18 protein-coding genes are annotated in these 21,447 nt (G+C 60.1%); 9 read left to right on the top strand and 9 right to left on the bottom strand.

Translation table 11 applies throughout. The annotated features are described in order from the left end of the window. Positions 1-58: 58 nt before the first annotated feature. The 3 genes from ypfJ to ACQY1P_RS15960 form a co-directional block, all read right to left on the bottom strand. Positions 59-955, bottom strand: coding sequence for a KPN_02809 family neutral zinc metallopeptidase (ypfJ, locus tag ACQY1P_RS15950; protein WP_062576881.1), 897 nt, complete (start codon positions 953-955; stop codon positions 59-61). A gap of 100 nt (positions 956-1,055) precedes the next feature. Beyond that, positions 1,056-2,303 (bottom strand): MFS transporter, encoded by a 1,248-nt coding sequence (locus ACQY1P_RS15955; protein WP_430254345.1) that lies wholly within the window; start codon positions 2,301-2,303, stop codon positions 1,056-1,058. A gap of 71 nt (positions 2,304-2,374) precedes the next feature. Continuing rightward, a complete protein-coding gene (locus tag ACQY1P_RS15960; protein WP_062455890.1) occupies positions 2,375-3,388 on the bottom strand; it encodes a phosphatase PAP2 family protein in 1,014 nt (337 codons plus the stop codon). Positions 3,389-3,636: 248 nt separating this feature from the next. On the opposite strand from ACQY1P_RS15960, the gene carB reads away from it, so the two are divergent. Further along, positions 3,637-7,125, top strand: coding sequence for a carbamoyl-phosphate synthase large subunit (gene carB / locus ACQY1P_RS15965; RefSeq protein WP_062576875.1), 3,489 nt, complete (start codon positions 3,637-3,639; stop codon positions 7,123-7,125). Positions 7,126-7,232: 107 nt separating this feature from the next. Beyond that, complete coding sequence (locus ACQY1P_RS15970; RefSeq protein ID WP_430254347.1) at positions 7,233-8,801, top strand: MFS transporter; 1,569 nt, start codon at positions 7,233-7,235, stop codon at positions 8,799-8,801. Between the two features lie 6 nt (positions 8,802-8,807). On the opposite strand, the gene ACQY1P_RS15975 is transcribed toward ACQY1P_RS15970, so the two are convergent. The 3 genes from ACQY1P_RS15975 to ACQY1P_RS15985 form a co-directional block, all read right to left on the bottom strand. Further along, complete coding sequence (locus ACQY1P_RS15975; RefSeq protein ID WP_062576873.1) at positions 8,808-9,185, bottom strand: DUF6693 family protein; 378 nt, start codon at positions 9,183-9,185, stop codon at positions 8,808-8,810. Between the two features lie 100 nt (positions 9,186-9,285). After that, positions 9,286-10,737 (bottom strand): UdgX family uracil-DNA binding protein, encoded by a 1,452-nt coding sequence (locus ACQY1P_RS15980; RefSeq protein WP_430256718.1) that lies wholly within the window; start codon positions 10,735-10,737, stop codon positions 9,286-9,288. Next, positions 10,737-11,969 carry a putative DNA modification/repair radical SAM protein gene (locus tag ACQY1P_RS15985; RefSeq protein WP_062455876.1) on the bottom strand — a complete coding sequence of 411 codons (1,233 nt, stop codon included), beginning with the start codon at positions 11,967-11,969 and terminating at the stop codon, positions 10,737-10,739. Before ACQY1P_RS15985 ends, ACQY1P_RS15980 begins: the two co-directional genes overlap by 1 nt. Positions 11,970-12,211: 242 nt before the next feature. On the opposite strand from ACQY1P_RS15985, the gene greA reads away from it, so the two are divergent. The 3 genes from greA to ACQY1P_RS16000 all read left to right on the top strand — a co-directional run bounded on the left by greA (position 12,212) and on the right by ACQY1P_RS16000 (position 14,765). Beyond that, positions 12,212-12,688 (top strand): transcription elongation factor GreA, encoded by a 477-nt coding sequence (gene greA, locus ACQY1P_RS15990; RefSeq protein ID WP_062457929.1) that lies wholly within the window; start codon positions 12,212-12,214, stop codon positions 12,686-12,688. 63 nt (positions 12,689-12,751) lie between these two features. Beyond that, positions 12,752-13,804, top strand: a complete 1,053-nt coding sequence (locus tag ACQY1P_RS15995) for a glycosyltransferase family 4 protein (protein WP_430256719.1) — start codon at positions 12,752-12,754, stop codon at positions 13,802-13,804. Between the two features lie 70 nt (positions 13,805-13,874). Beyond that, the gene (locus tag ACQY1P_RS16000; protein ID WP_325262314.1) at positions 13,875-14,765 is read left to right on the top strand and encodes a 3-deoxy-manno-octulosonate cytidylyltransferase; all 891 of its coding nucleotides are present in this window, start codon (positions 13,875-13,877) and stop codon (positions 14,763-14,765) included. Positions 14,766-14,789: 24 nt separating this feature from the next. On the opposite strand, the gene ACQY1P_RS16005 is transcribed toward ACQY1P_RS16000, so the two are convergent. From ACQY1P_RS16005 to ACQY1P_RS16015, 3 genes are read right to left on the bottom strand one after another with little or no spacing between them, the layout of a single operon-like run. Continuing rightward, positions 14,790-15,521, bottom strand: coding sequence for a hypothetical protein (locus ACQY1P_RS16005; protein ID WP_430254349.1), 732 nt, complete (start codon positions 15,519-15,521; stop codon positions 14,790-14,792). A gap of 60 nt (positions 15,522-15,581) precedes the next feature. Next, the gene (locus ACQY1P_RS16010; protein ID WP_430254351.1) at positions 15,582-16,595 is read right to left on the bottom strand and encodes a Stealth CR1 domain-containing protein; all 1,014 of its coding nucleotides are present in this window, start codon (positions 16,593-16,595) and stop codon (positions 15,582-15,584) included. A 49-nt stretch (positions 16,596-16,644) separates the two neighbouring features. Beyond that, positions 16,645-17,115 (bottom strand): Lrp/AsnC family transcriptional regulator, encoded by a 471-nt coding sequence (locus tag ACQY1P_RS16015; RefSeq protein ID WP_062455864.1) that lies wholly within the window; start codon positions 17,113-17,115, stop codon positions 16,645-16,647. 341 nt (positions 17,116-17,456) lie between these two features. Between ACQY1P_RS16015 and trxB the strand changes: the two genes are divergently transcribed. The 4 genes from trxB to ACQY1P_RS16035 all read left to right on the top strand — a co-directional run bounded on the left by trxB (position 17,457) and on the right by ACQY1P_RS16035 (position 21,399). After that, positions 17,457-18,431, top strand: a complete 975-nt coding sequence (trxB, locus tag ACQY1P_RS16020; protein WP_062455861.1) for a thioredoxin-disulfide reductase — start codon at positions 17,457-17,459, stop codon at positions 18,429-18,431. Positions 18,432-18,433: 2 nt separating this feature from the next. Further along, the gene (locus tag ACQY1P_RS16025; RefSeq protein ID WP_062455858.1) at positions 18,434-19,336 is read left to right on the top strand and encodes a LysR family transcriptional regulator VtlR; all 903 of its coding nucleotides are present in this window, start codon (positions 18,434-18,436) and stop codon (positions 19,334-19,336) included. Positions 19,337-19,926: 590 nt separating this feature from the next. Beyond that, positions 19,927-20,223 carry an ArsR/SmtB family transcription factor gene (locus ACQY1P_RS16030; protein WP_062455854.1) on the top strand — a complete coding sequence of 99 codons (297 nt, stop codon included), beginning with the start codon at positions 19,927-19,929 and terminating at the stop codon, positions 20,221-20,223. A gap of 51 nt (positions 20,224-20,274) precedes the next feature. Continuing rightward, entirely contained in the window at positions 20,275-21,399 is a 1,125-nt protein-coding gene (locus ACQY1P_RS16035; RefSeq protein WP_430254353.1) for an alkene reductase, read from the top strand. The last annotated feature ends 48 nt before the right edge of the window (positions 21,400-21,447 follow it).

Below are 21,447 nucleotides of genomic sequence, written 5' to 3' on the forward strand. Positions count from 1 at the left end.
CGAAGATTGATCTCTCAGTCACGGCTCTGCTGCTCGGCGGAGCAGCAGAGATCACTGCTCAGACATTGCCCGAGAACGTGTCGCAGGCCTTCATGTCGCCGGTGTCGAAGCCCTGCTTGAACCAGCGCATACGCTGCTGCGAGGTGCCGTGGTTGAAGCTTTCCGGGACGACATAACCCTGACTGCGCTTCTGCAGCGTGTCGTCGCCGATCTGCTGGGCGGCGTTCAAAGCCTCCTCCAGATCGCCGCTTTCGAGAAAGCCCTTCTGCTGGGTCCGCTTGCCCCAAACTCCGGCAAAGCAGTCCGCCTGAAGCTCGACGCGAACCGACATGCGGTTGGCCTCGGTCTCGCTCATATTCTGCCGCGCCTGGTTGAATTTCGGCAATACGCCGAGCAGGTTCTGGACGTGATGCCCGACTTCATGCGCGACCACATAGGCCTCGGCAAAATCGCCTCCGGCCCCAAGCCGCTGGCTGAGTTCCTTGAAGAACTCCGTATCCAGATAAACCTTGCGGTCACCCGGGCAGTAGAACGGGCCGCTTGCCGACGACGCAAAACCGCAGGCAGACCGAACCTGACCGCCGAAGAGAACCAGCGTCGGCTCCTCGTAACGAGCGCCGTTGCTCTGGAAGATTTCGTTCCAGGTGTCTTCGGTATCAGCAAGGACGGTGCGGACGAAACCGGTCATCTCGTCTTCAGCCGGCGTACGCGGCGCCTGCTGCGTGGTGCTGGTGCCCGTATCCATGCCGGTATCGCCGCCCGACAGAAGCGTCAGCGGATTGATGCCCGTGACCCAGCAGATGATCAGCACGACGACGATGCCGCCGATGCTCAATCCACCACCGCCACGTCCGCCCCCACCGATCGGGATGCGGAAACCGCCACCGCGGCCACCCATCGAGGCACCCCGTTGATCCTCGACATTGTCGGATTGCCGACGCCCTTTCCATTCCATATCGCACCCCAGGTTCTAATAAGTTCGGTCGGAAATGATCCTTGACGACGATATAGAACAGGCCCGCCAAATATCCATGTCGGGATGTCAGGCTGTTGGCTCAGGCGACCCTCAGCTGCGTCTTGCTGGGCAGGAACACGGTGAGAAGGCCAAGCGCCGGCAGGAAGGCGCAGATGGAATAGACAAAACTGATGCCCCTGTGGTCGGCGATGATCCCGAGCACGGCGGCGGCAATGCCACCCATGCCGAATGCGAGCCCGAAGAAGATGCCGGCGATCATTCCCACCCGGCCAGGGACCAACTCCTGCGCCATGACGATGATGGCCGGGAACGACGACGCCATCAGCAGCACAACGATACCCGACAGCACGATCGTCATCGGCAAATTGGCAAACGGCATCGCCAGCGTGAACGGCAGCACGCCGAGGATGGAGATCCAGATCACCACCTTGGAGCCGAACCGGTCGCCGATCGGACCGCCGATCAACGTGCCCAGCGCCGTCGCGCCCAGAAACACGAACAGCATGACCTGCGACGACTGCACGGTGACGCCAAAGCGCTCGATAACGAAGAACGTGTAATAGCTGCCGATCGCCGCCATGTAGATGTTCTTCGAAAACGTCAGGATCGCCAGCACGACCAGCGCCACCATCACCGTGCGACGCGGCAGGCTGTGGATGCCAAGGCTCTTCTTGCGCCCCTTGTTGGCCAGCATGTGCGCCTTGTACCAGCGCGCGACCCAGGAGAGGATCACGATGCCGAGGAGCGCGATTGCCGAAAACCAGGCAACACTGCCCTGCCCCATCGGCACGATGATGAAGGCCGCCAGCAGCGGCCCGATCGCCTGTCCGAAATTGCCGCCCACCTGAAAGGTCGCCTGCGCAAAACCATAGCGCCCGCCGGACGCCAGCCTCGCCACCCGCGACGATTCCGGATGAAACACCGCCGAGCCGATGCCGATCAGCGCAGCCGCCACCACAAGCATCAGATAGACATGCGAACCGGCGAGCAGAAACAGCCCCACAAACGTCGCCCCCATGCCGATCGGCAGCGAGTACGGGAATGGCTTCTTGTCGGTGATGATGCCGATCACCGGCTGCAGCAGCGATGCGGTGCACTGAAAGGCCAGCGTCAGAATGCCGATCTGCCAGAAGTCGAGATTGTAGTCGGCTTTGAGCATCGGATAGATCGCCGAGATCATCGACTGCATGATGTCGTTGAGCATATGGCAGAAGCTGACCGCAAAAATGATCGGCATCACAGTCTTGTCCGCCTGGGCGGCGGAAGCCGAATTTTCCGGCTGCACGGTTGCAGCTGCATCAACGGGTCTGGACGTGGCATCCGCCATCGGGGCTCCTCCGCGCGGGTGTTCGTCCTTCAAGGATCGTTGCCGCTGCAAATATTGACGTATGCCAAGGATTAGAGCGGCAAATCAGGCCTGTCCATGTCAGGACGGGAGCAAACGGTACGATCGTGGTTCGGAAACGGGTCTCGTCGAGGCTGTGACAGAGCCTGGTTTTCCATAACCGGCGATCTGTTTGGTCCCCGTGTCAGCCGTTTGACGGCAACGATGGAAACGCCGGCGACGACCCCGCCTGCCAGCACATCGACAAAATAATGACTGGCATGCGAAACAGCCGCAACAGCCATCAGGATGTTGATCACCATCATCGGATAGCGCGCGAATCTAAGATCCCATGCGGCCCAGGCGCAAAGTGCGGCGACTGCGGCGTGCACGGATGGGAATGTCAAAATGCCGGCGACCTCCTCCATTCTGAAAATGAAATCAGGATCTGTCCTCAAGGCATTGAACTGATCGAGAAAGAAAAAGCTGAAATACGCGTTGATGCTTGTCAGTTGCTCTGGCTCGACACCGTACACGACATAGGCTCCAAGTGCTGGAAACCAGATCGATATCACGCTCGAGATGTAGCATAGCACCGCGTATGCAATCGCCATCTGATAGGCACGCAAAGGACGCCCCGTTGCGATGAGGACGACCGGAATCAGGAGCAACTGGAACGAAAACGACAGGTACGCGAGGCCGAGGATCTCAGCCAGCAACGGCCTTGCATCAACAAATGCTATGAACCCTCGCCATGACAGGCCAAGTGCCGCATCCCACGACATAAGCACCGCGTCCGCAGTCGGCATGCCGACCCGGATGCTGAGATAGGTAGAGACGAGTACCGGCACGATGAGAAGCAGAGTACAGGTGACCGTTTCGAGAACGAACGTCATCGCATTCAGCTTGCGGACGTGACAGTAAAACCCGACGACGACGAGCAATGCGACAAAGTAACCCGCGGACCTGCCGACGCCGGCATAATCCACTTTCAGTCCGGTAATCTGCGCCAATCCGAAAGCCACCACATAGGAGGCGACGGTGAGCGACAGCAACCCGTACCGCGCCCTGATCAGTTCCAAATCCATGACGTCAGACTACCTTGCACAAACAGCACGAGTGTATCCGTCGAAAGTTAAAACCAGCCTGACACCGAATGTTGCGTGTGCAACGTCCAATCCGGACAATTCCTGTCGATATGCTCAATTATGGGGTTCCGTTCCCCGGCACATTTCCCTATAAGCCGCGTCTAGCCAGAAAAAACATGCGCACGCCACCCGACCGGAGCTTCACGCCCCGTGCCGGTTTTTCGCGCAGAAAAAAGTGGATAGAGATCATGCCGAAGCGCCAAGACATCAAATCGATCCTCATCATCGGGGCGGGCCCGATCGTCATCGGCCAGGCATGCGAATTCGACTATTCCGGCACCCAGGCCTGCAAGGCGCTGCGCGAAGAAGGTTACCGGGTCATTCTGGTCAACTCCAACCCGGCAACGATCATGACCGACCCGGGCCTGGCCGACGCCACCTATATCGAGCCGATCACCCCGGAAGTGGTGGCCAAGATCATCGCCAAGGAACGCCCTGACGCGCTTTTGCCGACCATGGGCGGCCAGACGGCCTTGAACACGGCGCTTTCGCTCAAGAGAATGGGCGTGCTCGACCGCTACAATGTCGAGATGATCGGCGCCAAGCCCGCCGCCATCGACATGGCCGAAGACCGCGCCCTCTTCCGCGAAGCCATGAGCCGCATCGGCCTCGAAACCCCGAAGTCGATGCTGGCCAACGCCACCGACATCAAGGATGCCGACCGCAAGACGCACGAAGCCGAGCGCAACAAGGTCAAGGCTGAACTTTCCGGCGCCGAGCTCGACAAGGCGCTCGACGCGCTCGAAAACCAGTGGAACCTTGGCGAGACCGACCGCAAGCAGCGCTATATCAGCCATGCCATGGCGATTGCAGCACAGGCGATCGACGTGGTCGGCCTGCCCGCCATCATCCGCCCGTCCTTTACCATGGGCGGCACCGGCGGCGGCATTGCCTACAATCGCTCGGAATTCTTCGAGATCATCGGCGGCGGCCTCGATGCCTCGCCAACCACCGAAGTGCTGATCGAGGAATCGGTGCTCGGCTGGAAGGAATACGAGATGGAAGTGGTCCGCGACACCGCGGATAACTGCATCATCATCTGCTCGATCGAAAACATCGACCCGATGGGCGTCCACACCGGCGACTCGATCACCGTCGCGCCGGCCCTAACGCTGACGGACAAAGAATACCAGATCATGCGCAACGCATCGATCGCGGTCCTGCGCGAGATCGGTGTCGAGACCGGCGGCTCCAACGTCCAGTTCGCGGTCAATCCGGCCGATGGCCGTCTTGTCGTCATCGAAATGAACCCGCGCGTATCGCGTTCGTCGGCGCTCGCCTCCAAGGCCACCGGCTTCCCGATTGCCAAGGTCGCGGCCAAGCTTGCCGTCGGCTACACGCTCGACGAACTCGACAACGACATCACCGGCGGCGCAACGCCTGCCTCGTTCGAACCGTCGATCGATTACGTCGTCACCAAGATCCCGCGCTTTGCCTTCGAGAAATTCCCGGGCGCCTCGCCGGTCCTGACCACTGCCATGAAGTCGGTTGGTGAAGTCATGGCGATCGGCCGTACCTTTGCCGAATCGCTGCAGAAGGCGCTCCGCGGTCTCGAAACCGGCCTGACCGGTCTCGACGAGATCGAGATTCCCGGCATGGAAGAGGGCGAAGGCTCCAAGAACGCCATCCGCGCCGCCATCGGCACGCCGACGCCGGATCGTCTGCGCCAGGTCGCCCAGGCTCTCCGTCTTGGTCTCTCCGAAGCCGAAGTGCATGAAGCCTGCAAGATCGATCCGTGGTTCATCGCCCAGTTCAAGGCGATCGTCGACATGGAAGCCCGCGTTCGCGAACACGGCCTGCCTGCCGATGCCGAGAACCTGCGCATGCTGAAGGCCATGGGCTTCTCCGACGCCCGCCTTGCCAGCCTGACCAAGAAGCGCCCGAAGGAAGTCGCGGAACTGCGCAACGCGCTCAACGTGCGGCCCGTCTTCAAGCGCATCGATACCTGCGCTGCCGAATTCGCCTCGCCGACCGCCTACATGTACTCGACCTACGAGACACCGTTCGTCGGTGAACTTCGCTCCGAAGCCGAAGTCTCGACCGCCAAGAAGGTCGTCATCCTCGGCGGCGGTCCGAACCGCATCGGCCAGGGCATCGAGTTCGACTATTGCTGCTGCCACGCCGCCTTCGCCCTGAAGGATGCCGGCTACGAAGCGATCATGATCAACTGCAACCCGGAAACCGTATCGACCGACTACGACACGTCCGACCGCCTCTATTTCGAGCCGCTGACCGCAGAAGACGTCATCGAGATTCTCCGCGCGGAACAGGAGAAGGGCGAAGTCGTCGGCGTGATCGTGCAGTTCGGCGGCCAGACGCCTCTGAAGCTTGCCGAGGCGCTCGAAAAGAACGGCATCCCGATCCTCGGCACGGCGCCCGACATGATCGACCTGGCCGAAGACCGCGACCGCTTCCAGAAGCTGCTGATGAAGCTTGACCTGACGCAGCCGAACAACGGCATTGCCTACTCGGTCGAGCAGGCCCGCCTCGTGGCGTCGGAAATCGGGTTCCCGCTGGTCGTTCGCCCATCCTACGTTCTGGGCGGCCGCGCCATGCAGATCCTGCATTCGGAAAGCCAGCTGCAGAGCTACCTCCTCGATACGGTGCCGGAACTGGTGCCTGAAGACATCAAGCAGCGCTATCCGAACGACAAGACCGGCCAGATCAACACCCTGCTCGGCAAGAACCCGCTTCTGTTCGACAGCTACCTGTCCAACGCCATCGAAGTCGATGTCGACTGCCTCTGCGACGGCACCGACGTCTATGTCGCCGGTATCATGGAGCATATCGAGGAAGCCGGTATCCATTCGGGTGACAGCGCCTGCTCGCTGCCACCGCGCACGCTCTCAAACGAGATGATCGACGAACTGGAACGCCAGGCAACGTCGATGGCCAAGGCGCTCAACGTCGTCGGCCTGATGAACGTCCAGTTCGCCATCAAGGACGGCACCGTCTACGTGCTCGAAGTCAACCCGCGTGCCTCGCGCACCGTGCCCTTCGTGGCCAAGACCATCGGCGCGCCGATCGCGAAGATCGCCGCCCGTGCCATGGCCGGCGAAAAGCTCGACGCGATCTTTGCGGCCTACGGCACCAAGCCCGATCCGCGCAACCTGAAGCATATCGCGGTCAAGGAAGCGGTCTTCCCGTTTGCCCGCTTCCCCGGCGTCGACATCCTGCTCGGACCGGAAATGCGTTCGACCGGCGAAGTGATGGGGCTCGATACGGACTTCGCACTTGCCTTTGCCAAGAGCCAGCTCGGTGCAAGCGTCGAACTGCCCCGCGACGGTGCGGTCTTCGTGTCGGTCCGCGACGACGACAAGCCACGCGTGCTGCCGGCCATCCGCATGCTGAAGGAAATAGGCTTCAAGGTCATCGCCACCGGCGGTACCGCCCGCTTCCTCGCCGAAAACGGCATCGAGTCGACCAAGATCAACAAGGTCCTGGAAGGACGCCCGCATATCGAGGACGCCATCCGCAACCGTCAGGTCCAGCTCGTCATCAACACGACGGATTCAAACAAGGCGATCTCGGACTCGAAATCGCTGCGCCGTGCAACGTTGATGCAGAAGGTGCCGTATTACACGACGATATCAGGTGCCGAATCCGCTGCGATGGCGATCAAGGCGCTGAAGGCCGGCAATCTCGAAGTGCGTACGCTGCAAAGCTACTTCGCATAACACTCTCCAACGGGCGCTTCAGGCGCCCGTTTTCTTTGCTGGCCCCCGCGGTTGCCCGATCCTGAGACGTGCGGTAAATCCGCAAGCCGATATCTGGGAGAGGAACGATGCAGACGCCGTCGCAACATCCGGGCCACGAGCCTGCCGGTCGCCGGGAATGGATCGGTGCCTGCGTCCTGTCGATCGCCTGCCTGATCTACTCGATGGACTTGTCCATCCTGTTTCTCGCCGTCCCCGCGATCGTCGTGGATCTCGATCCGTCCGCGTCCGAACTGCTCTGGATCAACGACATCTACGGCTTCATGGTCGCCGGTTTTCTCGTCACCATGGGCACGCTCGGAGACCGGATCGGCCGCCGCCGCGTGCTGCTGATCGGCGCATTCGCCTTCGGGATCGCCTCGGCACTTGCCGCCTTCTCATCGACAGCGCAGCAACTCATCGCCGCCCGTGCGCTTCTCGGCATTGCCGGCGCGACGATCGCGCCCTCGACCCTGTCGCTGATCGTCAACCTCTTCAAGAACGAAGCCGAGCGAAACCGGGCGATCGGCATCTGGGGAACAGCTTTCGCACTGGGCGGACTAATTGGCCCGCTCCTCGGCGGCTTTCTCCTGCAGTATTTTCACTGGGGCTCGGTGTTTCTCATCAACATTCCGATCATGCTGGTGCTTCTGGTCGTCGCCCCGTTCCTATTGCCGGAATACAAGAGCCCGGAAAGTGCCAAGCTCGATCTCGTCAGCGTCGTCCTGTCGCTCGCGACCGTGCTGCCGGTGATCTACGGCTTCAAGCACATGGCGGCAGATGGGTTCCAGAGCCAGCATCTGATCCCGATCGCGGTCGGCGTTGCGTTCGGCTACCTGTTCATCCGCCGTCAGAAGCGCCTGACGCAGCCTCTGATCGACCTCAAACTGTTCGCCATCCCCGCCTTCACCGCCTCGCTTCTCGTCAATCTCGCGGGCATGTTCTTCGTCTTCGGGGTGTTTCTCTACCAGAACCTCTTCCTGCAGTTCGTGCTCGGCCTGTCGCCGCTCGAAGCCGCCCTCTGGTCGATCCCCTCATCGATCGTCTTCACGGTCATGTCGCTGCAGGCCTATCGTTTCACCAACCGGTTCGGCCCGGTCAACACCGTCCTCATCGGTCTCGTCATCAACGCGGCCGGCATGTTGTCCATGTCGATCGCTGCCTATTCCGAGAGCCTTTACGGCGTCCTCGGCTCGACCATGATCATCGCCATCGGCTTTGTGCCCGTCGTTTTGACGACGACTGGCCTGATCGTTGGCACCGCGCCGCCGGAACGCTCCGGCTCGGCCTCGGCGATTTCCGAAACCAGCGCCGAATTTGGCGGCGCCCTCGGTGTCGCCCTTCTCGGCAGCTTCGGGACACTGGTCTATCGCATTCTAATGGATGGCGCGGATGTGACCGGCCTCGACCCGGCCCAGGCAGCGACGGTCAGGGCGACCATCGGCGGCGCCGTCGAGACGGCACGCGGGCTCAGTGGCACCGCTCTGCAGGCAGGCGAAGGTCCGGTCTGGCTGGAGGCCGCCCGGCAATCCTTCTCGACGGGTTTTGCCAGCTGCTGCCTCGTCGCCTCACTGGTCCTGCTTATCCTCGCAGCGACCGCCCGCACGATCTACGCCCGCGCCCATTTCGACGAAAGCGCGATCGGCTCGGGACACTGAACGCGCTCAGATATAGACGAGCCTCGTCTTGTTGAAGCAGAGCCGCAAGGTGCGGAAGACGTAGAACACAAGACCGATCCCGAGCGTCACGATGGAGATCAGGATCCAGATGAGGATGTGACCGATCATCTCCGCCAGATTGAGTTCGCACTCGAGCCGCGCGATCCGCTGGCCGTCCCGGCCGATCAGGTAAGTCTTGTTGATGATGCTCTTGTAGAAGTAGTAAACGGCGAAGAACGCACCGATCCCAAGTGTCAACACACTGATGATCACCCAGAGTATGATATACCCGACCGCCTCCATCAGCGAATATTCGCAACGAAGTGTGGATCCGAAAGGTTGCGTCTTGAATGGCGGCGTGACCGCAACGTCTGTATTCGACATATTCCCCAGCTATAGTCTTGAGAGACCCCGCCGAATACAGCTTTCATTTCAAGACGAAGTCAATTGAAACCTGGGCCTACCAATGAACTTGATGCTTCGCTTACGAAGCCAGGCGTCCGATCGCCACGATATCCTCTTTGAACCGCGCCACCTCCTCCGCCTTTCGCCCCAGATCGGGAATGCGAAGCAGGTAGGACGGATGCACGGTGACAAACAGCGTCCGACCGTTCTGCATGGCAATCGGCCTGCCCCGGACGTCCTCCAGCTTGTGGCGCATCTCGGTGAGTGAAAACAGCGCGGTCGCACCCATCGCGACGACCAGCTTCGGCTGCACCAGATCGAGTTCTTGGACGAGCCACCAGCGACACTGCTGCACCTCGCCCATATTTGGCTTCTGGTGAATGCGCCGCTTGCCGCGTGGCTCGTATTTGAAATGCTTCACCGCATTGGTGATGTAGAATTGCGTCCGGTCGATCCCGGCCGCGCTCACCGCCTCGTTGAACACTTTGCCCGCGGGCCCGACGAAGGGGCGCCCGGCCAGATCCTCCTGATCGCCCGGCTGCTCGCCGACGATCATCACCTTGGCATTGACAGGCCCCTCGCCGAAAACCGTCTGGGTCGCCATGCAATGGAGGTCGCAGCGGGTGCAGCGACGTGCTTCCTCCCGCAAGGCCTCGATTGTACCGGCGGTCGGCCCTTCTGGCATTGGCACCCGTGCTGCGGCTTCCTGGATGCGATGGTGGAACGCCAGGGGTTCGCTCGCCGCCTTGCGTCCCATCTCGATCACACTTGCCTCGGCGCTGGCGATCATGCCCGGAATAAGCTCTGCCTCGGGCAGGTTCTTCCAGTACTTCTTCGGCATTTCCGACATCATCATCTTCACCTTCAGCCGCGCGGGGTTGAAGATATTGGCATAGTACGTCCGCCACAGATCGTCCGTGTCGTCGCGAAGGTCTGGCTTTTCGGCGGGCTCATCGCTGGTCCGCAGGGTCTCGCCATCCCAGGACGCCGAACCCCTGGGCGTCACGATCAGCCAGTCCATGTCGTTGAAACGACGCTGGAAAAACGGGGCCACACGGTCGATGATAAAATGATCAGGCTCGAACCAGGACACAAAGCGCCGGCGTCCGGCAACACCCTCCGGCAGTGGGATTTCCTTGAAACGGACGAAGGCGGTCATCTTGTGATAGTCGCGGCCGATCGACTTCGACATCCGGTTTGCCGCAACCACATCCGGATCGGTCGCCATACCCAGAAAATTGCGCCCGTGCGCCATGCGAAACAGCATCCGGTAGAGAAGCGAGAACCGCGTCGGATCGGAATGGCAAATGACCGAGCCGGCAAGCTTCAGAAAGGCCGGAGGAACGCCCTGCGTCACCGGCTTGTCGACAGGCTCAGGCAACTGGTTGCCGTCCAGCCCGAACAATCCGTCCGTGTCGTCCATCGTGCGCCACTCGACACGATCAGGTGCGATGCCGGCCGCGAGATAGGCACGCGCAGCATCGCGCCACTCGGTCAGATCGCCTCTCCCCCGCAACAAGACTCGGTACATCATAGAAGCGACAGCTGCTCCGGCTTTGGCTGGAACATGGATCGCAGATCGGCCCGGTCGGCAAGCTTGCGCGGTGTCCACCCTTCGCAGGTGATAAAGGGCTGTACCTTCTTCAGAGACACGCTCAGCCGCTTTAAATCCTCCAGACGCAGCTTGCGAAACCGCCGCGACGAAAGGATCGCTCCGACGGTCTTGGTCCCGAAACCCGGCACCCGCAGCAGCGTCTCCTTGTCCGCCCTGTTCACATCGACCGGGAACTTGTCGCGGTTGCCGAGCGCCCATGCAAGCTTCGGATCAAGGTCCAGATCCAGCATGCCGTTTTCCGTGGACGCCGTAATCTCGCCGATCTCGAACCCGTAGAACCGGTAAAGCCAGTCAGCCTGATAGAGCCGATGCTCGCGCATCAACGGCGGCTTGATCAGCGGCAGTGTCTTCGACGAGTCCGGGATCGGACTGAAGGCGGAGTAATAGACGCGTTTCAGGCTGTAGCTGCCATAAAGTCTGGCGCTCGTCCCAAGAATGGTCGCGTCGTTGGCGCCGTCTGCCCCGACGATCATCTGCGTGCTCTGGCCGGCAGGCGCGAACCGCTTGCGACGCTTGGTCTGCAGCGTCGGATCGCGCATTTCCTCGATCTTCAGGCGCAGATCGCCCATCGAGCGCCGAATATTGGCGGGCCGCTTTTCCGGCGCAAACTGGCTGATCCCGGCATCGGTCGGCAGTTCGATGTTGATCGACAGACGGTCGGCATAAAGCCCCGCCTCCTCGATCAGCTGCTGCGACGCTTCCGGGATCGTCTTCAAATGGATGTAGCCGCGAAAATTATGAACGGTCCGCAATTCCCGCGCGATCCGTACCATGTCGCCCATCGTGTGATCGGACGAGCGGATAATGCCCGACGACAGGAACAGACCCTCGATATAATTGCGCCGATAGAATTCCAGCGTCAGCCAGATAACCTCTTCAGGCGTGAACCGGGCGCGCTCGACATTGCTGGAGGAACGATTGATGCAATAGGCACAATCGTAGATGCAGAAATTCGTCATAAGGATTTTCAGAAGGGAGATGCAGCGACCATCCGGGGCATAGGCATGGCAGATGCCGGACCCCTCGGTCGAACCCAATCCGCCGGATACCGACGAATCTCTCTTCGATGTCCCGCTGGAGGCGCAGGAGGCGTCGTACTTGGCAGCGTCCGACAGGATCGCCAACCGTTCTTTCAGCGACTTCTTCATTAGTGCGTTCTCTATATGTTCTTTATGACTGCGTCAACCCGTTGACAAATCGAGGGACGTTTGATTCATTCAACTCCAGCTGGCGCATCTGACACCATTTCGATTTTCCTAGCGGGAGCAGTCGAAATTCTGTTATGATGCCCTAAATTCAGATGTTGCAGATGGTTCCGAAGTTACCGCTCCGGAACCTGTTTCTTTTTGTGTCCGCGGCATCCGCGGACATGCGCCTTAAGGACAAGAAAATGGTTGAAAAGGTACCGATGACGCCAAAGGGGTTTACCCAGTTGCAGGAAGAACTGCGCTGGCGCCAGCAGGAGGAGCGTCCCCGCATCATCGAAGCGATTGCGGAAGCGCGCGCCCATGGTGACCTTTCGGAAAACGCCGAATACCACGCGGCCAAGGAAGCCCAGAGCCACAATGAGGGCCGCATCGGCGAGCTGGAAGATTTTACGGCCCGCGCCGAAGTGATCGACCTCTCCAAGATGTCCGGTTCCACGATCAAGTTCGGCGCAACCGTCAAGCTGATCGATGAAGATACCGAAGAGGAAAAGACCTATCAGATCGTCGGCGATCAGGAAGCCGACGTGAAGGCTGGCCGCATCTCGATCTCTTCACCCATCGCCCGTGCCATGATCGGCAAGGAAAAGGGTGACAGTATCGAAGTCGTCGCCCCCGGCGGCTCCAAGGCCTACGAGATCCTTGCCATTTCCTGGGGCTGATCGCTCGTGGAAACGTCTGGCGAAGTCGCCACGGAGATGGGCAGCGGTATCGCTCCCGGCTCCGTGGTCGATATATCCGATATCGAAGTGATCGCGCCGAACTTCAAGAAGCGGCTCTCCGGCGTGACGTCCACGATCGTCCAACTGATTCCGGTGCAAAGGGCAAAGGGTCAGAAGATCGCGGTCTTGGGACCTGGCCTGCCCTCCCACCTTCCCCACATCCGCTATGCCGACCTTGCCGCGCTGTGGTCACCGCCATCAGGGCGGCGCGCCCGTGTCTGGCATGCCCGCCGCAATATCGAGATGCTGCCCGGCCTCTTCATGCGCGATGTGCTGCGGATGCCGCTGAAGCTATTGTTTACCTCCGCCGCGCAACGAACCCATTCCGCCTGGACGGGTTTTCTGATCAGCAAGATGGATGCGGTCGTCGCGACGTCTGCACGATCGGGTTCATACCTGAAAGTGCCCTATAAGGTGGTGCACCACGGCGTCGATCTCGATCTCTTCCGTCCCTCCGGCCCATCCGACCCTTCCTCCCCGGCAGATGGTTTCGGCAAGCATCTGATCGGCTGCTTCGGGCGCGTTCGGCATCAGAAGGGTACAGACCTTTTCGTGCGTGCCCTGATCGAGCTGTTGCCGTCCTATCCCGAATGGACGGGCGTCGTCTGCGGGCGTGTCACGCCGGACAACAAGGTTTTCGGCGATGCGTTGAAAGCCGATGTCGCCATGAGCGGTCTGACAGATCGCATCCTGTTCATGGGCGAAGTGGACGACATCAAGCCTTGGTACCGTCGCCTGTCTCTGTATGTGGCACCGTCCCGCAATGAAGGCTTCGGACTGACGCCGCTCGAGGCGATGGCATCGGGAACCGCAGTCGTTGCAAGCGATGCCGGCGCCTATTCCGAAATGATCGTCGAGGGCGAGACCGGATCGGTTGTTCCGGCCGGCGATTACACGGCGCTTCGCGATGCGCTGCGCACCTATTTCGAAAACCCTGCACTGGCCCGCCAGCAGGGCTGGAGCGGTCGCGAGCATGTTCGCGTCGCCTTCGCTATCGAAAAGGAAGCCAACAGTCTGGCGGAAATCTACGAAACGCTTTTAGAGACTAGACCATGAAAACTTCAGAGGCATTCGGTGCCACGCAACCGGTCCGGCTCTGCCCGCATCTGCATGGAGGACGCTTCGAATGACGGAACTTTCTGCCGGGATGGCGCAGCACAGACCGACGACGAGCGGACTTTTGAGCGAGGGAGACTGGCAGCAGTTTTTCGCCGGCTATTCCCACATCGTCCTTGTCGCCAACAGTGACGAGCAGAACTTCAACGAGATCCACGCCGCCTATCCGGAAACGACGCTGTTCGTCTTTTTCAACTACGTCAGCAAGGTGCTGAAAACGCCGTTCACGCGCAATTCGCTGCTGGTGGCACGCACGAGCCGCGTCGGGTCCGAACTGATCTACGACAACGCTCTCGACAAGGTGCTGGCCCTGCTGCCGGGCCCCGGGTTTACCGGCGTCATGAGCATGCGCGCCGCCACGATGGAACAGGTGACGGAACCGGCCGAGTTCGGCGGCGTCGCAGCAGGTGCCATCGACCTTTGCAGCTACCTCGAAGATTTCTACCCGCGCGACCATACCGCCAGTTCAGGCTTCGCCCTTTCGGTCTGGCTCTGCGAAAAGGTGCCGCAGGCGAAGGTCGTGCTTTGCGGTTTTTCGGGACGCCGCAGCCGCAAGTGGCAGATGTTCCACATCCACGACTGGACGTTCGAACAGTCAGTGCTGCAACTGCTCGCCAACAGCGACAAGCTCGAAATGGCAGGAAGAACAGCTTTCAATCCCTACAAGGCGCTGTCGCGCCACTTCCCCGATATCGACAACAGCAACTTCGTGTTCGCGGCGATCCAGGTCCTTTCCGAACGGCTGGAAAACAGCAACCGCAACCTCGGCAAGCTGATCACGATCACCATGCCGCTTCGCGTCATCTACAATCTCGCTAGAGGTCTGCGGATCAGGTCCAAGAAGGACAGGCTGGTCAAGCAGCGCAAAAAGCAGCGAGCGAAGAATGGCGAGCCATCCTGAACTGGGACAGCTTAAGCGCCTGCTCTACCACCACCCGCTGCGATCGCGGTGGTGGAGCGCTCGTAACCGGCTGAATGCCGTGTCGTTCTCCTGCAGGCGGTCGTAGATCGCCTTCGCGATCTCGCCGGCAATTCCCTGCTTGAAAAAGGGATCGAGCCGCCAGCGCATGTTTCGCAGCGTGTCGTCGGTCCCCACCTTGAACAGATACATCCCGTTGAACCTGTGCATCGGCGCACCTTGCGTCTGTTCGATCGCCTCTTGCGAGACAGGACGCTCGTCGCCGCCATGGATAAAGCGGTCGGTCTCGTAGACCTTGATCGTGTTGGCAAGCGACGAGCCGATCATGGCGATCGCCCTTGCCGTCATGTCCTCGTCGAGATCGGCGATGCTGTCGCTCGCGGAGATCAGCCAACGCAGATCGAGATGCGCGGTGAGGAACGGCGCTTCATTCTGCCACAGCGTCTTGAACTGCTGGTACGTCTCCCGGACATTATATTCGCGCCGCATCAGGACGATAAGCTGTGCATGATAGAACAGCAGTTCCGGCTGGCCTTTGAACTCCAGTCTCAGGTTCGCCATGTGATCGTCGAGCGACTTCTGCTTGCCCGACCGGTGCTCGCGATCCGAATCCTCGATCAGCCGCTGCTTCATGCCCGCGTAATCCTGGTCGAGCTTGGCGTATTTTGCTGCTCCCCAGCGCTTGCGGTAGCGGTTGAAGGACAGCAGTGCCTCGAGCTTACTCTTCTTGCGTACCACGCACGTTCTCCAAGTCTTGCTGCCGTAGCCTCGGCAGTCCTGTCTACACCGGTAACCTCGTCAGTCTCCCGCCCGCAGGTGTTCGATAAGCCGGTGCGGCAGATGGGTGTGAAATTTCGTTATCATCACGTCAGTCAGCGCCTGGCGAAGCTCGATGCTGAGTTCGTCCTGGCTCTGGATACATCCGAACGGGGCGCTGCCCTGTTCGATCATGGCGAGTACAGGTGCGGTCGCCCGCTTCTGCCGCGGCTTGATATAGGCCGTGCGGTGTTCGGGTAACGGGGTCGCGCCAAAGCGCTCCATCTCGAGATGATTGGCAAGCGCAACCGGCGAATGCTGGGCGATGTTGCGAAAGCGATGGGAGAGCTGCTGGCGAAGCACGTCGGGATGCGCTGCATAGTAATCGGCAAGCGTTGAGCGTCTGACCGCGTGAAAGTAATGGCCGACCTGCAGAAACCGGTTCTTCGCACCCGCCAGCTCTGCCCCCTTCTCCTGCGCGACGGTAAAGCTCGGAACAGCGTTGGACGCTTCCGCCCGCTGCCGGATGAACCACCGCAGGCACTGCTTGAGGCGGGATCGCAATCCGCTTTTCACGCGCCCGTAAATCATCGGCTTGCCGTCGCGAAAGAACGCGGAGGCAGATGTCGGAGCGTTCAGAAAGAAGTCGTCATTGCTGTAGACGAAATTCTCGCAAAGCCCCGGAATATTCCAGACCGCAGCCTCGATCGACAGCGAGTTGAACGTCGGCAGCACGGCCGGAAGCCCGTCGAAGACCACGTTGTGATCAACGATGGCGATGAAATCTTCCGTGCAGAAACCCGCCTGCGCAAAACTGTCGACGAATTCCGGCTTCTGCCCGTCCGTGACGATGTGAATTTTGGTGATGAACGGCGCGTATTTCAGCACGGAGGCGATGAGATAGTAGATCTCGCCGTTATCGGCAAAGCGCGTCGGGCTGGACGCCACCGCGTGCGAGCTCGACGCAACGTCATCGTATCGCAGGCGCTTCGCGCGATGCTCCGGGTCCGAACCATCAACCCAGGTGATCACAAGCTCGATGTCGTGGCTGGACATGCTCTGGTTCCTGCTCCCTGCCCCTCGGACGATCTCGATCGAGACGACCCTAGATCTGCACGACCGGCGCATCCTTGACCTGCCGGATCGTCAGCATGGTGCGAACCGTATCGACATTGTCGACCGCGGTCAGATCCTCGATGACGAAATCCTGGAAGACGGTGAGGTTCTCGGCCACGCATTGCAGCAGGAAATCGGTCTCGCCGGAGACCATCCAGGCCTGACGCACCAAGGTCCGCGTTTCCATATCCGCCGCGAAGGCCTTCAGCTTGCTGTCCGACTGCTGCTTCAGTCCCACCATGCAGAAGGCGACAAGATCGTATCCGAGCAGCGACGCCTGCAGCATGGCGCGGTAACCCTTGATGATGCCGTTCTCTTCCAGCTTGCGAACGCGCCGCAGACAGGGCGGCGCCGATATGCCGACCCGTTCGGACAGCTCGACATTGGTCATGCGTCCGTCCTTCTGCAATTCGCGAAGGATCTTCAGGTCGATGGTATCGAGTTCGACTTTCACGACCATGTGTAGTGCCTGCCTTCAAAATTGACGGGAGCACGCAGGCTCCCGGGTATCCATCTCGGTGTCGCGAAGACATACAATAACATCGTTCCGACGCAAGAAAATTTCGCGCGCCGGTCCAGTTGTTGTCAACCGAGGTGCACGTGGAGACACATCCAATCGCAGTTGACCTGCCGTTTCTACCGGGCGGTTCCAACTGTCTTGTTGTTATCGCAAGGCTGCCCTTGCAATGTTGCATGGATGGCCCTTACATGACGTGTCAAAAGCGGCAGACCGAATAATGGCTTCCTATATGAGGAAGCGGCGCCAGGCGCCCGACACGGTCTTGGAAAGGAAACGTCATCATGTCCGCCCGTCATACAGAGGTTCTGATCATCGGTTCCGGCCCCGCCGGCTATACAGCTGCGGTGTACGCAGCGCGTGCGATGCTGAAGCCGGTCTTGATTGCAGGCATGGAACAGGGTGGTCAGCTGATGATCACCACGGACGTTGAAAACTATCCGGGTTTTGCCGATCCGATCCAGGGTCCCTGGCTGATGGAACAGATGCTGCAGCAAGCGGTCCATGTGGGCACCGAGATCGTCAACGATCTCGTGACCGAGGTCGAGATGAATCATCGCCCCTTCACGGTCCGCACCGATTCCGGCACCGTCTGGACTGCCGATACGATCATCATCGCGACCGGTGCGAAGGCCAAATGGCTTGGCATCGAAAGCGAGCAGCAGTTCCAGGGTTTTGGCGTCTCCGCCTGCGCCACATGCGACGGCTTCTTCTATCGCAACAAGGATGTGATCGTGGTCGGTGGCGGCAACTCCGCAGTCGAGGAAGCACTCTATCTTTCCAATATCGCCAAGACCGTGACGGTCGTCCACCGGCGTGACTCGTTCCGGTCGGAAAAGATCCTGTCCGAGCGCCTGTTCCAGCGCCCCAACGTCAAGGTCATGTGGAACACCGAAATCGCCGAGGTCACCGGCAAGCCGGCCCGTGCGCCACTGCCGCCATCGGTCGAGGGTGTGCGCCTGCGTGACACCAGGACCGGCACGATCTCCGATCAGCCGATCGACGGCGTGTTCGTGGCGATCGGCCATGCGCCGGCGACCGAACTCTTCAGGGACAAGCTGAAGATGAAGAACGGCGGCTATCTCTGGACGGCGCCTGATTCCACAATGACCGACGTTCCCGGCGTGTTTGCCGCGGGCGACGTCACCGACGACACCTTCCGACAGGCGATCACCGCCGCCGGCATGGGCTGCATGGCAGCGCTCGAAGCCGAACGTTACCTCGCCGGCATTCAGCCGGTTGCCATTGCTGCGGAGTAAGCATGGGCGTACCTCTCGACTGGGACAAGTTGCGCATCTTCCACGCTGCGGCGGAGGCGGGATCCTTCACCCATGCGGCAGACAAGCTGCATCTGTCCCAGTCGGCAATCAGCCGGCAGGTCAGCGCGCTGGAACAGGACGTCGGCGTCAAATTGTTCCACCGCCACGCCCGCGGTCTCATCCTTACCGAACAGGGCGAGCTTCTTTATCGCACCGCGCATGACGTGCTTCTGAAGCTCGAAACCGTGAAGATGCAGCTGACCGAGACGACGGAAAAGCCGTCGGGCAAGCTGCGCGTCACGACAACGGTCGGCCTTGGCCAGGGCTGGCTCACCGACAAGGTGCAGGAGTTCCTGCAGCTTTATCCGGAAATGTCGATCCAGCTCATCCTCGATAACGAGGAAGTCGACGTCAACATGCGCCACGCGGACTGCGCCATCCGCCTTCGCCAGCCGCAGCAGTCGGACCTGATCCAGCGCAAGCTGTTCACCGTGCACATGCACGTCTATGCAGCCCCGTCCTATATCAACCGCTATGGCGAACCGCAGTCGGTCGAGGATCTCGACACCCACCGCATCATCTCCTTCGGCGAGCCTGCCCCGAATTACCTTCTCGACGTCAACTGGCTCGAATCCGCCGGCCGTTCTTCGGACAACACCCGCACGCCGCATCTGCAGATCAACAGCCAGACCTCCATCAAACGAGCCTGCCTGCTTGGCATCGGCATCGCTTGCCTGCCCGACTATATCGTCGGCCGCGACCCTGGGTTGATCCAGCTGACGCTGAGCGCCGACATCCCTTCATTCGACACTTACTTCTGCTACCCGGATGAAATGAAGAACGCTGCCAAGCTGAAGGTCTTCCGCGATTTTATCGTCGCCAAGGCGCGTAACTGGAATTTCTGATCGCTGTCGAAGACGTTTCGCTCAGAATGGGCACCGGGATTCTCGCAGCGATTTCATACACGACTCAGTGACTAGAGTAAGCTGTGCAGAACGTGCATGGCAGTCCTGCGCAAAAAAGCGTTGCCGCTTGCCCAAAAAACCATCATATCGCACTCAGCTGATGCATATGGTGGCTTTCCTCCCAGTTCCACCGCAGCAGCTGTTCCCCTCTGGAGGTTGTTTTTAACCTTCATAATTATAAGGGCCCTGGAGTGATCCGGTGGCCCTCTTTTTTTGCCCTGCGGTTTGCCGGCCCGCCGCAATCCTCGGCTGCCTGTCAGAGTAATTGGACCGAAACGGTCAATATTTCGGCCACCCCCCTTGCTCTCACAAATCGCTGCGCCCATATAGGGATCAGCCGGAGCAATTGATGACGTCCCCGTTATCAGCGCCGGCTGTTCCCCTCTGGAGGTTTTAGACCTTCACACCTGACGGGCCTCGGAGCAATCTGGAGGCCCTTTTTTTTGCCTTCCTCAAAAAAATGGGAACGTCATTCCTTTAAATCGTCTTCAGACGATCTATATATCGGTTAGAGACGATATGGAAAGACGATGGATCGCACCGAGATACTGAAAGCACTGTCCCATCCGACGAGGATTGAGTTCCTCGAATGGATGAAGCAGCCCGAGCAGCATTTTTCCGATCAGGATCATCCGCTCGAAATGGGCATCTGTGCCAAGCAGTTCGAAAGACGATGTGGTCTGTCGCAATCGACCGTCTCTGCGCACCTTTCGACCCTCGAAAAAGCCGGCCTCGTGAAAACGAGCCGGGTTGGTCAATGGGCGTTCTACAGCCGCGACGAGGAGAAGATCGCAGACTTCGTGACCAATCTTCGCTCCGCTCTCTGAATGCCACCCCTTAACTCAATCACTCCCAAAGCAGCATGGAAGGATATTCCTGTGACCTCACTCTTTGAACCGGTAAAGTTCGGCGACATCGAACTGAAGAACCGCGTCGTCATGGCGCCGCTCACCCGCAACCGTTCGCCGAAGGCGATCCCCAACGATCTCAACATCGCCTATTACGAACAGCGCGCCTCGGCGGGCCTCATCATCACCGAGGGCACCCCGGTCAGCCAGCAGGGACAGGGGTATGCTGACGTTCCGGGCCTTTACCTCGCTCCGGCCATCGACGGCTGGAAGAAGGTGACGGAAGCCGTTCACAAGAAGGGCGGCAAGATCGTTACCCAGATCTGGCACGTCGGTCGCGTTTCGCATACCTCGCTGCAGCCGAATGAAGGCGCACCCGTCGCGCCGTCCGCACTGGGCGCCAAGGGCAAGACCTACATCATCAATCCGGATGGCAGCGGCGCGTTTGCCGATACATCTGAGCCGCGCGCTCTCGAACTTTCCGAAATCCCGGGCGTCGTTGCCGATTTTGCTGCCGGTGCAAAGGCTGCGATCGAGGCCGGCTTTGACGGCGTCGAAATCCACGGCGCCAATGGCTACCTCATCGACCAGTTCCTGAAGACTGGCGCAAACCTCCGCGAAGACGAATACGGTGGCTCCGTCGAGAACCGCGCCCGGTTCGCGCTCGAAGTCGTTGACGCCGTCGCTGCAGCCATCGGCAGCGGTCGCGTCGGCATTCGCCTGTCGCCTGTTACGCCTGCCAACAACATCACCGAAGATGCGCCGCAGACGGTCTTCGACTATCTGGTCAAGGAACTGGCGACCCGCAACCTGTCCTTCATCCACGTCATCGAGGGTGCGACCGGTGGTGACCGCGACTATGTCCAGGGCGGCAAGCCGTTCGATTACCAGGAACTGAAGGATACCTACCGCAACGCCGGCGGCACCGGCGCCTGGGTGGTCAACAATGGCTATGAAAAGGATACGGCTGAAAAGGCTGTAGCTAGCGGCTATGCGGATGGCGTCGCTTTCGGCAAGCTGTTCATTGCCAACCCGGATCTGGTCGAGCGTTTCAAGACAAACGCGCCGCTCAACGAGCCGGACAAGAACACATTCTACGGCGGCGGCGCTAAGGGTTATACCGACTACTCGTCGCTTGAATCAGCAGAAGCCTAAGCTTTAGGCCCGACTATCTGAAATCGGCCATGCCTGGCACAAACGCCG

The sequence above is a fragment of the Neorhizobium sp. DAR64872/K0K18 genome (assembly GCF_050500175.1).
Taxonomy (GTDB): Bacteria; Pseudomonadota; Alphaproteobacteria; order Rhizobiales; family Rhizobiaceae; genus Neorhizobium; species Neorhizobium soli.

What these genes read in the sequence shown, in the direction of transcription:
- ypfJ (WP_062576881.1), bottom strand. Translation starts at nt 955, where the DNA reads ATGGAATGGAAAGGGCGTCGGCAATCCGACAATGTCGAGGATCAACGG.
- ACQY1P_RS15955 (WP_430254345.1), bottom strand. Translation starts at nt 2,303, where the DNA reads ATGGCGGATGCCACGTCCAGACCCGTTGATGCAGCTGCAACCGTGCAG.
- ACQY1P_RS15960 (WP_062455890.1), bottom strand. Translation starts at nt 3,388, where the DNA reads ATGGATTTGGAACTGATCAGGGCGCGGTACGGGTTGCTGTCGCTCACC.
- carB (WP_062576875.1), top strand. Translation starts at nt 3,637, where the DNA reads ATGCCGAAGCGCCAAGACATCAAATCGATCCTCATCATCGGGGCGGGC.
- ACQY1P_RS15970 (WP_430254347.1), top strand. Translation starts at nt 7,233, where the DNA reads ATGCAGACGCCGTCGCAACATCCGGGCCACGAGCCTGCCGGTCGCCGG.
- ACQY1P_RS15975 (WP_062576873.1), bottom strand. Translation starts at nt 9,185, where the DNA reads ATGTCGAATACAGACGTTGCGGTCACGCCGCCATTCAAGACGCAACCT.
- ACQY1P_RS15980 (WP_430256718.1), bottom strand. Translation starts at nt 10,737, where the DNA reads ATGTACCGAGTCTTGTTGCGGGGGAGAGGCGATCTGACCGAGTGGCGC.
- ACQY1P_RS15985 (WP_062455876.1), bottom strand. Translation starts at nt 11,969, where the DNA reads ATGAAGAAGTCGCTGAAAGAACGGTTGGCGATCCTGTCGGACGCTGCC.
- greA (WP_062457929.1), top strand. Translation starts at nt 12,212, where the DNA reads ATGGTTGAAAAGGTACCGATGACGCCAAAGGGGTTTACCCAGTTGCAG.
- ACQY1P_RS16000 (WP_325262314.1), top strand. Translation starts at nt 13,875, where the DNA reads ATGACGGAACTTTCTGCCGGGATGGCGCAGCACAGACCGACGACGAGC.
- ACQY1P_RS16010 (WP_430254351.1), bottom strand. Translation starts at nt 16,595, where the DNA reads ATGTCCAGCCACGACATCGAGCTTGTGATCACCTGGGTTGATGGTTCG.
- ACQY1P_RS16015 (WP_062455864.1), bottom strand. Translation starts at nt 17,115, where the DNA reads ATGGTCGTGAAAGTCGAACTCGATACCATCGACCTGAAGATCCTTCGC.
- trxB (WP_062455861.1), top strand. Translation starts at nt 17,457, where the DNA reads ATGTCCGCCCGTCATACAGAGGTTCTGATCATCGGTTCCGGCCCCGCC.
- ACQY1P_RS16025 (WP_062455858.1), top strand. Translation starts at nt 18,434, where the DNA reads ATGGGCGTACCTCTCGACTGGGACAAGTTGCGCATCTTCCACGCTGCG.
- ACQY1P_RS16030 (WP_062455854.1), top strand. Translation starts at nt 19,927, where the DNA reads ATGGATCGCACCGAGATACTGAAAGCACTGTCCCATCCGACGAGGATT.